This is a genomic window from Acidiferrobacteraceae bacterium (assembly GCA_037388825.1).
Classification (GTDB): Bacteria; Pseudomonadota; Gammaproteobacteria; order Acidiferrobacterales; family JAJDNE01; genus JARRJV01.
The window spans coordinates 1-8,970 of the sequence record JARRJV010000085.1; the positions used below are offsets into that span (position 1 = coordinate 1).

The 8,970-nt window shown below is 65.3% G+C and carries 12 protein-coding genes; 4 read left to right on the forward strand and 8 right to left on the reverse strand.

Annotation, left to right across the window (positions count from 1 at the left end):
• Positions 1–88: 88 nt before the first annotated feature.
• The 8 genes from P8X48_11780 to P8X48_11815 all read right to left on the reverse strand — a co-directional run bounded on the left by P8X48_11780 (position 89) and on the right by P8X48_11815 (position 6,951).
• A complete protein-coding gene (locus P8X48_11780; protein MEJ2107983.1) occupies positions 89–748 on the reverse strand; it encodes an endonuclease III domain-containing protein in 660 nt (219 codons plus the stop codon).
• Entirely contained in the window at positions 745–1,614 is an 870-nt protein-coding gene (gene rluB / locus P8X48_11785; protein MEJ2107984.1) for a 23S rRNA pseudouridine(2605) synthase RluB, read from the reverse strand. Before rluB ends, P8X48_11780 begins: the two co-directional genes overlap by 4 nt.
• Positions 1,611–2,318, reverse strand: a complete 708-nt coding sequence (scpB, locus tag P8X48_11790; protein MEJ2107985.1) for an SMC-Scp complex subunit ScpB — start codon at positions 2,316–2,318, stop codon at positions 1,611–1,613. The genes rluB and scpB overlap by 4 nt, the downstream gene beginning before the upstream one ends.
• Complete coding sequence (locus P8X48_11795) at positions 2,318–3,088, reverse strand: ScpA family protein (protein MEJ2107986.1); 771 nt, start codon at positions 3,086–3,088, stop codon at positions 2,318–2,320. Before P8X48_11795 ends, scpB begins: the two co-directional genes overlap by 1 nt.
• 71 nt (positions 3,089–3,159) lie before the next feature.
• The gene (locus P8X48_11800; protein ID MEJ2107987.1) at positions 3,160–4,380 is read right to left on the reverse strand and encodes a tryptophan--tRNA ligase; all 1,221 of its coding nucleotides are present in this window, start codon (positions 4,378–4,380) and stop codon (positions 3,160–3,162) included.
• 154 nt (positions 4,381–4,534) lie between these two features.
• On the reverse strand, positions 4,535–5,158 hold the full coding sequence (locus P8X48_11805) for an L-threonylcarbamoyladenylate synthase (GenBank protein ID MEJ2107988.1): 624 nt from the start codon (positions 5,156–5,158) through the stop codon (positions 4,535–4,537).
• 53 nt (positions 5,159–5,211) lie between these two features.
• Positions 5,212–5,928, reverse strand: coding sequence for a hypothetical protein (locus tag P8X48_11810; protein ID MEJ2107989.1), 717 nt, complete (start codon positions 5,926–5,928; stop codon positions 5,212–5,214).
• Positions 5,929–5,955: 27 nt separating this feature from the next.
• Positions 5,956–6,951, reverse strand: coding sequence for a PHP domain-containing protein (locus tag P8X48_11815; protein MEJ2107990.1), 996 nt, complete (start codon positions 6,949–6,951; stop codon positions 5,956–5,958).
• Here P8X48_11815 and P8X48_11820 point away from each other — a divergent pair.
• The 4 genes from P8X48_11820 to P8X48_11835 are packed head-to-tail and all read left to right on the forward strand — an operon-like array spanning position 6,950 to position 8,949.
• Positions 6,950–7,522, forward strand: a complete 573-nt coding sequence (locus tag P8X48_11820) for a septation protein A (GenBank protein ID MEJ2107991.1) — start codon at positions 6,950–6,952, stop codon at positions 7,520–7,522. The genes P8X48_11815 and P8X48_11820 overlap by 2 nt on opposite strands.
• Before the next feature lies 1 nt (position 7,523).
• On the forward strand, positions 7,524–7,811 hold the full coding sequence (locus P8X48_11825; protein ID MEJ2107992.1) for a YciI family protein: 288 nt from the start codon (positions 7,524–7,526) through the stop codon (positions 7,809–7,811).
• A complete protein-coding gene (locus P8X48_11830) occupies positions 7,808–8,077 on the forward strand; it encodes a BolA family transcriptional regulator (GenBank protein MEJ2107993.1) in 270 nt (89 codons plus the stop codon). The genes P8X48_11825 and P8X48_11830 overlap by 4 nt, the downstream gene beginning before the upstream one ends.
• Positions 8,078–8,118: 41 nt before the next feature.
• Positions 8,119–8,949 carry a peptidylprolyl isomerase gene (locus P8X48_11835; GenBank protein ID MEJ2107994.1) on the forward strand — a complete coding sequence of 277 codons (831 nt, stop codon included), beginning with the start codon at positions 8,119–8,121 and terminating at the stop codon, positions 8,947–8,949.
• Positions 8,950–8,970: the final 21 nt, after the last annotated feature.

An 8,970-nucleotide genomic window follows, 5' to 3' on the forward strand; every position in this document is an offset into this window, starting at 1 on the left:
AAACGGTGGCGAACACCGTGGCCAGCAGTTTGAAATCCATGGATCGTTCTCTCTCGAAAGTTTATTTAACTTGGTCTTGGGAAATTGGTCACGCCAACTCCTTCGAAGCGGGGCAGCGCCGGCGCAGGCAACAGCCGGAACAGCGCGGCCGGGTGCGGCACACGTCCTTGCCGTGGACCACGATCAGGGCGTGGTACTCATTATATAGGGCCGCATCCTCGCCCAGGGACTTCTCGAACAGGGCGCGCAGGTGCTCGTAGCCCTCGTCGCCGGCGATCAGCCGCATGCGCCGAAAGATGCGACGCGTATAGGCGTCGATGACGAACACCGGCCGGTCGAAGGCGTACAAAAGGATGTCGTCCGCCGTCTCCGGGCCGACGCCGTGTACGTTAAGCAGTTCGCGCCGCAGCTCGTCCGTGGGCCGCTTGGCGATCGCCTTCACCCCGCCCTGCTCCACCAGCCACTGGCACAGGGCCTTGACCCGTTTCGCCTTGATATTGAAATAGCCGGAGGGCTTGAGCCAGCCCGCCAGCTTGCTGGCACGCGCGGCCAGGATCGCCTCGGCCGACAGCGCATCGTTGCGCTTGAGGTTGGCGAGTGCCTTTTCCACGTTGGTCCAGGCGGTGTTCTGCGTCAGCACCGCGCCGACCATGATCTCGAACCGGGTGTCGCCGGGCCACCAGCGCTGGGGGCCGTAGGCATTGAGCAGCAGGTCGTGCGCCTCCCGCAGGGAGTGGGCCACAGTCATCGAATGGCTCTCATCTCCGGCGCGGGCGCGGCGGCCGGCGCTTGTTGCGGGCGTGCTTCTTTCGCGCCGGCCTTTGCTGTCTGCGTTCGGGCTTGAGGCCGACCTTCTCGAGGAGGGGCGCACGCAAGGGTGTTGTCGTCCAGCTGTTCCCAGTTGCCGACACGGAGGTTGCGCGGCAAGCGCAGGGGGCCGAAGCGCACGCGGGTCAGGCGGCTGACCTTGACGCCGACCGCGTCCCACATGCGCCGCACCTCGCGGTTGCGGCCCTCGTGCAGGGTGACGTGATACCAGTGGTTGGCGCCCTCGCCGCCGGCGTCGACGATGGTATCGAACTTCGCGAGGCCGTCTTCCAGCTCAACGCCCTTCTTCAACTGCTGCACCATGTCGTCCGTGACCTCGCCGAGCACGCGCACGGCGTATTCGCGTTCGATCTCGTAGCGCGGATGCATGAGCCGGTTGGCCAGCTCGCCGTCGTTGGTGAGCAGCATCAGGCCCTGGCTGTTGAGGTCCAGCCGGCCGACGGCGACCCAGCGGCCCGCCCGCAATCCAGGGAGATGATCAAAGATCGTGGGACGGCCCTGGGGATCGGAGCGCGAACAGACCTCGCCCTCGGGCTTGTAGTAGACCAGCACCCGCCGGCGCAGGCCTTCCTGAGGCAGGTTCACCGGGCGGCCGTCGACGCGGATCTGTTGCTCTTCGGTAACGCGGTCGCCGAGCTTGGCGAGCTTGCCGTCCACGGACACGCGCCCGTCGGCGATCCATTGCTCCAGTTCGCGGCGCGAACCGTAGCCCAGGCGCGCCAGAATCTTTTGCAGTTTCTCCCCCGGGGGCGCGCCCTTGTCGTCGCCGTGCGGGGAGGGGCTCACTCGTCTTCCCTCTCGTCCTCGCCCGCTGTCTCGTCCGCCGCCTCGGTTTCGTCCTCGTGGTGCGCGAGGACTTCCGCCTCGGCGCCCTCCTCTTCGGAAGACCCTTCGCCCTCTATACGGGCCTTCGCGTCGGCGAAGTCCAGGGACAGGTTCAGCTCGCGCGAGATCTCGTCCAGGTCGCGCAGTTCCGACAGCGGCGGCAGGTCCGACAGGGAACGCAGGTTGAAGTGCTCCAGGAAGCCGGGGGTCGTGCCCCACAGCGCCGGATGGCCGGGCACGTCGCGGTGGCCGACCTCGCGGATCCACTCGCGCTCCTGCAGGGTGCGCATGATCTCGCTCGACACGGTCACGCCGCGGATCTCCTCGATGTCGCCGCGGGTCACGGGCTGGCGGTAGGCGATGATGGCCAGGGTTTCGAGCAGGGCGCGCGAGTACCGGGCCGGCCGCTCCTCCGACAGGCGCGCGACCCACTCGGCATAGCGTTCGCGGCTCTGGAAGCGCCAGCCCTTGCCCACCTGGCGCAGTTCCACGCCGCGCTCGGCATAGTCCTGTTCCAGTTCCGCCAGCGCCGCCTTGATGGCGTCGGTGTCGGGCTGTGCGCCTTCCGGAAACAGCGACTGCAGTTTCCTGATCGGCAAGGGCTTGCCGGCGACGAACAACGCCGCCTCGAGTATGTGTTTCAGTTCTTTGTTGGATTCGGACATCAGCCTGCGGCCTTGATATGTATGGGCGCGAAGGGTTCCTGCTGCACCACGGTCACCAGGGACTCCTTCAGCAATTCGAGGATCGCGAGGAAGGTCACGACCACGCCCATGCGGCCCTCCTCGAGATCGAACAGGTTTTCAAAATTGACGAAGCCTTCGCTGTTCACATGGTCCAGCACCCGGGTCATGCGCTCGCGCACCGACAGCGCCTCGCGCTGGATGTGGTGATGCTGGAACAGGTCGGCGCGGTCCAGCACCTTGCGGAAGGCGCCGAGCAGATCGGTGAGCGAGACCTGCGGCTGGGGCCGTTCCACCCTCGGTCCCTCGAACTCGGCCAGGGCCATGTGCACGTCGCGCCCCATGCGTGGCAGCTCGTTCATTTCCTGCGCCGCGCGGCTGTAACGCTCGTACTCCTGCAGGCGCCGCACCAGCTGCGCGCGCGGATCCTCTTCTTCCTCTTCCCCCTCGCCTTCCGGCCGCGGCAGCAACATGCGCGACTTGATCTCCGCCAGCATCGCGGCCATGACCAGGTACTCCGCCGCCAGTTCCAGCTTCGCGTTCAGCATGAGGTCGATGTAGCCCATGTACTGGTCGGCGATGCGCGCGATCGGGATATCGAGGATGTCGATGTTCTGTTTGCGGATCAGGTACAGCAGCAGATCCAGCGGGCCCTCGAAGGCATCGAGGAATACCTCCAGTGCCTGCGGCGGGATGTACAGGTCCTTGGGCAGCTCGGTCAGGGCCTCGCCCAGCACGATGGCGAACGGCATCTCCTCCTGCTGCGGCGCCTCCTTGCCGTTGGGCCCGTCGGTTTCCGGCGGCGTGGTCGTGGTCGGATCCATCAGCGGTACTCCAGGCCCATGAAGCGTCGCACCTCTTCCATGGTGTCGCCGGCGATCTCGCGCGCGCGGCGGCAGCCGTCGTCGACGATGTCACGCACGGTCTGCGGGTCCGACTGCAGTTGCCGGGCGCGCTCCTGTATCGGTTTCAGTTCTGCCAGCACGGCATCGATCACCGGCTGCTTGCAGTCCAGGCAACCGATGCCGGCACTGGTGCAGCCCTCGGTCACCCACTTGCGTTTGTCCTCGTCGGAGTACACTAGGTGCAACTGCCACACCGGGCACTTCTCCGGGTCGCCGGGATCGGTGCGCCGCACCCGCGCCGGGTCCGTGGGCATGGTGCGCAGCTTCTTCTCGATCTCTTCCGGGTCCTCGCGCAGGGCGATGGTGTTTTCGTACGACTTGGACATCTTGCGTCCGTCCAGGCCCGGCATCTTCGCCGCCGGCGTCAGCAACGGCTGCGGCTCGGGCAGGATGATGCGCCCGCCGCCCTCGAGATAGCCGAACAGTCGCTCGCGATCGCCGAGGCTGATGTTCTGCGCGCCGTCGATGAGGGCGCGCGCCTTTTCCAGCGCGTCCTGTTCGCCGCGCTCGGTATACGCGGTGCGCAGTTCGCGGTACATCTTCGCGCCCTTCTTGCCCATCTTCTTGATGGCCTGCTCCGCCAGTTCCTCGTAATCGGGTTCGCGCCCGTATAAATGGTTGAAGCGCCGCGCCACCTCGCGCGTCAGCTCCACGTGCGCCACCTGGTCCTCGCCCACCGGCACCATGCCGGCGCGGTACATGAGGATATCCGCCGACTGCAGCAGCGGGTAGCCGAGAAACCCGTATGTGCCCAGGTCCTTGTCGCGCAGGGCCTCCTGCTGGTCCTTGTACGTCGGTACCCGTTCCAGCCAGCCGAGCGGCGTGATCATGGACAAGAGCAGGTGCAGCTCCGCGTGTTCCGGGATGCGCGACTGCACGAAGATGACGGCATGGGCCGGGTCCACCCCGGCGGCGAGCCAGTCGATGACCAGCTCCCACACATTCTTCTCGATGATCGACGGGTCTTCGTAGTGGGTCGTGAGCGCGTGCCAGTCGGCAATGAAAAAGAAGCACTCGAACTCGTGCTGCAACTGGATCCAGTTCTTCAGCACGCCGTGGTAATGGCCGAGGTGCAGGCGGCCCGTCGGGCGCATGCCGGAGAGCACGCGCTGCGGTTGTCCGGGTAATGGGGTGTTCATTCAGTCGTCAGCGGATCGGTATCGGTAGTCCTGCCGAACCGGGTGGTGGCGCCGTTTCCCGGTCGTCCCGCACGCGGTACCGGCGCAGTATAGCAAGGCCGGGCTTCTTCTTGAACGCGGCGTTTCTTGCAGGTTTTACCCAAGATTCAGACACCTAGGCGGCAAAGGGCACGGGGTTGCCCTTGCCCTCGCGCACCACCCGGGCCTCGCCGTCGTGCAGCTCCACCACCGTCGTGGGCTCCAGGTCGCACGGCCCGCCCTCGATGATGAGGTCCACCTGCTTGCCCAGCCGGCGCTCGATCTCCTCCGGGTCCGTCAGGGGCGTACTTTCCCCGGGCAGGATCAGGGTCGAGCTCATCAGCGGCTCGCCCAGTTCCGCCAGCAGCGCCTGGGTGATGGCGTGGTCCGGGATGCGGATGCCGATGGTCTTGCGCTTCGGGTGCTGCAGGCGCCGCGGTACCTCGCGCGTCGCCGGCAGGATAAAGGTGTAGGCGCCGGGGGTGTGGGCCTTGAGGATGCGGTAGTCGGCATTGCCGATGCGGGCATAGGCCGCGATCTCCGACAAATCGCGGCACACCAGGGTGAAGTTGTGGTCCGCGCCCACGCGGCGAATGGCGCGGATGCGCTCCATGGCCGCCTTGTCGCCGATGTGGCAACCGAGGGCATAGCTGGAATCCGTGGGGTACACGACCACCCCGCCGCCACGAATGATCTCCACCGCCTGGCGGATCAGCCGCACCTGCGGGTTTTCGGGATGAATGTGGAAGCACTGGGCCATGGCACAGGAGGGCGCCGCGGCGCCGGAGCCCGCGCGGTACCGGGAGAGTTCGTTTATTCCTTCTTGCCGTGCTTGCGACTGCCGGACGGGGGTTCCGTGCGGCGGGTACGACGCTCGTGGGTAAGCTTGTGCAGTTGCTGCCCGGCCCAGTCGCGCCCGCCGAGACCGAAGGCCAGGCCGAAGGCAAGCATCACCCCTGCGAGCAGAATCAGGAATGCCTCTTCGAGGATGGCGGTACGGATCTGCAGCTGGCCAAGGGCGATGACCACCACGAAGGCGACGATGGCATAGCGCGCGATGCGCGCGATCAGGGGCGCATCATGGAAGCCGACACTGTGCGCATAGGCAAACAGGATATCGGAAATGAAGCGGGCGAAGTACAGCCCGATGGTCAGGATCAATACGGCGACGATGACCTTGGGCACAAATTGAAGGATGGAGTCGAACAGCTTCGACACCGCATCCAGGTGCAGCGCGCTGGAGGCGATCAACAGCGTGGTCAGGATCACGGTCCAGTACACCAGCAGGCCGATCAGTTCTTCCGCGGTATGCTTCACCCCGCCCTGCTTCAGGAACCCGCTGATGCCGGAGTGTTCGGTCAGGGTGTTGAACTTCATCAGGTGCAGGGCGCGGACCATGGCGCCGCGCAGGAGTTTGGCCACGATCCAGCCGACGAACAGGACAACCACGGCCGTGATCAGCTGTGGGGCAAAGTCCCTGAACTGCTCCAGGTAGTAGCGTGTCGTTTCGAAAACGCTGACCTGATCCATGTACTCCTCCGCGACTGACCGGTCTGGTTAAAGGCTGTTACCGGCGATCATATCATGGTGTTCCGCCTGTGCGTGCGGCCAGTCGTGCCACACCGGCGTGCACTCCTCCGGCATGGGCGCAAGACGGCCGAGGTCACGCCAGGCGAGCTCCGGCCCGTGGTAATCCGAGCCGGCCGAGGCCAGCAGTCCGAATTCCACTGCCAGGCGCGCAAAGCGATCGGTCTCGCCGGGACGGTGGCTGCCCGAGACCACTTCCACCCCTTCACCGCCGGCCTCGCGGAACTCGGCGAGCAGGCGGCGCATCTGGCCGCCACTGAAGGGATAGCGCGCCGGGTGCGCCAGCACCGCACGGCCGCCGGCACCACGGATCCACGCCACCGCATTGGCCATGGCGGTCCACTCGGTGGGCACATAGCCGGGCCGGCCCTTGTGCAGCCAGCGCTTGAAGGCACGGCCGACGTCCTTGGCGTGACCGTCGTCCACGAGAAAACGGGCGAAATGGGTGCGGCTGAGAATGGTGCCGGTGGCATAGGCGGAGGCACCCTCGTACACCCCTGCGATGCCGGCCCGCTCCAGGCGGGCGGCGATCTCGCGGCCGCGCTCGTCGCGCACGGCCCGCAGCGAGGCCAGCCCGTCCTGCAGTCCGGCGTCGTCCACGTCCACGTTCAGACCGACAATGTGGATGGTGCGGCCTTCCCAGGTGGCGGAGATCTCGACGCCGGGAATCAGGACGAGACCGGTCCGGTCCGCCGCCTGCCGCGCCTCGGCGATGCCGTCGGTGACGTCGTGATCGGTCAGGGCCAGTACCGACACGCCGTTGGCCGCCGCCCGCTCCACCACCTCGGTGGGCGAAACCGTGCCATCGGAACGGGTGCTGTGGCTGTGGAGATCGTGGCTGCGGGCCATGGAAACCGTGTGAAATCGGTGAAAAAGCTGCGTCGCAGCATAACATGAACCTTGGCCGCGTTGCCCTGTCGAAGCCCAGGTGTAACAATAGCGCGGCTTTTTTCCTGGAACCGGCATGAAATTCCTGTTCGACTTCTTTCCCCTGCTGCTGTTTTTCGCGGCACTGAAGGTGTACGACATCTACGTCGCCACCGCGGTGGCGATCGCGGCCGCCATTATCCAGGTGGGCGTGCACTGGGCGCGCAAGCGCAACTTCGAGGTTACCCACATCGTCACCCTGGTCATCGTGACCGTGTTCGGCGGGCTCACCCTGCTGTTGCACGACGATACCTTTATTAAGTGGAAACCCACGGTCGTGTACTGGATCTTCAGCGTGATCCTGTTCGGCACCCACTTCATCGGCGAGCGCACCGCGCTGGAACACCTGCTGGGCAAGCAGGTGGAACTGCCGGAACAGGTGTGGACACGGCAGAACGCCGAGTGGGCGGTCTTCTTCCTGGTACTGGGCGTGCTCAATCTGCTGGTTGCCTTCTACTGGATTCCGCACTACTTCCCCAACCTGGACGTGAAGACGCAGAACGAATACTGGGCCAGCTTCAAGGTGTTCGGCACCACGGGCCTGACCTTCGTCTTCGTTATCTACCAGGCCTTCCGCATGGCGCCCCACATGCAGACCGGAGACAAGTGACATGCTGTACGCGATCAACTCCACCGACGTGCCGAACAGCCTGCCGCTGCGCAAGTCGGCGCGGCCCAATCACCTGGCGCGCCTGGAACAGCTGAAAGAGGAAGGCCGCCTGGTGCTGGCCGGACCCTACCCCGCCGTGGATGCCCACGATCCGGGTGATGCCGGTTTCAGCGGCAGTCTCATCATTGCCGAGTTCGAATCGCTGGAAGCGGCCAAGGCCTGCCCCTATGTCGCCGCCGGTGTGTATGCCGAGGTGAAGGTCAAACCCTTTCGCCAGACCCTGCCGTGAGCGACCGTATTGAACAGATCGAGCAGCGCCTACGCGCGGCGCTCGACCCCGAGTCCCTGGACATCGAGGACGACAGTCACCTGCATGCCGGCCATGCCGGTGCGCGCGGCGGCGCCGGGCACTACGGTGTCATGATTGTATCGAAAGCCTTTTCCGGACTGGGCACCGTGGAACGACATCGCCTGGTGTACGATGCGGTGCGCGACATGATGCCGGCCGAAATCCATGCCCTGCGCATCAGCGCCCATGCGCCGGACGAGATCTGAATCCGACCCCACCACTCATCTTTCAACAAGGACCTCAATCAATGAAGATTCGAAACCTTTCCATTACCGTCCTGCTCGTGTCCGCCGCGCTGCTCGCTGCCTGCGGACAACAGGGCTACAAGGACAAGAGCGCGACCGTCGCCACGGTGCCCGTGGCCGCCAACGAGCAGGAGCGCAAGCAGGTCATCGACCAGCTGGTGACCGGCCAGATTCTGGCGAACTATGCGCGCAAGGAGAAGCTGAACCAGGACGCCGATTTCTACGTGGCAAGAAAATTCGCCAACCGTTCCCTGCTTGCACGGGCCGCCATCGGCAAGTACCTGGAGGAAAACCCGGTCACACCCCAGCAGGTGAAGGCACGTTACGAAGAACTGAAGAAGGAAAAGCAGCTCAAGGTCAGCCACATCCTGGTGAAGAGCGAGGATGAGGCCAAGGCCGTACTCGCCGAACTGAAGAAGGGCAAGTCCTTCGCTGCCCTGGCCAAGGCCAAGTCCATCGACGTGGACTCCGCCCAGCGCGGCGGCTCCCTGGGCTGGATCACCCGCGGTGCGCTGGCACCGGAGCTGTACGATTCCGCGATCAAGCTGAAGACCGGCCACGTAGGCCAGGAACCCGTCAAGTCGCCCTATGGCTGGCACGTGATTCGTCTGGACAGCACACGCGCGGCCAAGATCCCTCCGTTCAGCCAGAAGATCGCCCAGGCCCTGCATCGGCAAATGCAGAGCGAGGACATCCAGACCTTCATCAAATCCCTGAAGAAGAAGGCCAAGATCGACGTGACCGAGGCCAAGAAGGCCCCGCCGGCCCCGGCAGCCGCCCCGGCCCCGGCCCCGGCCCCGGCCCCGACTCCGGACAAGAAAGACAGCAAATAGCCTTCCCGCGTGGTACGGCGG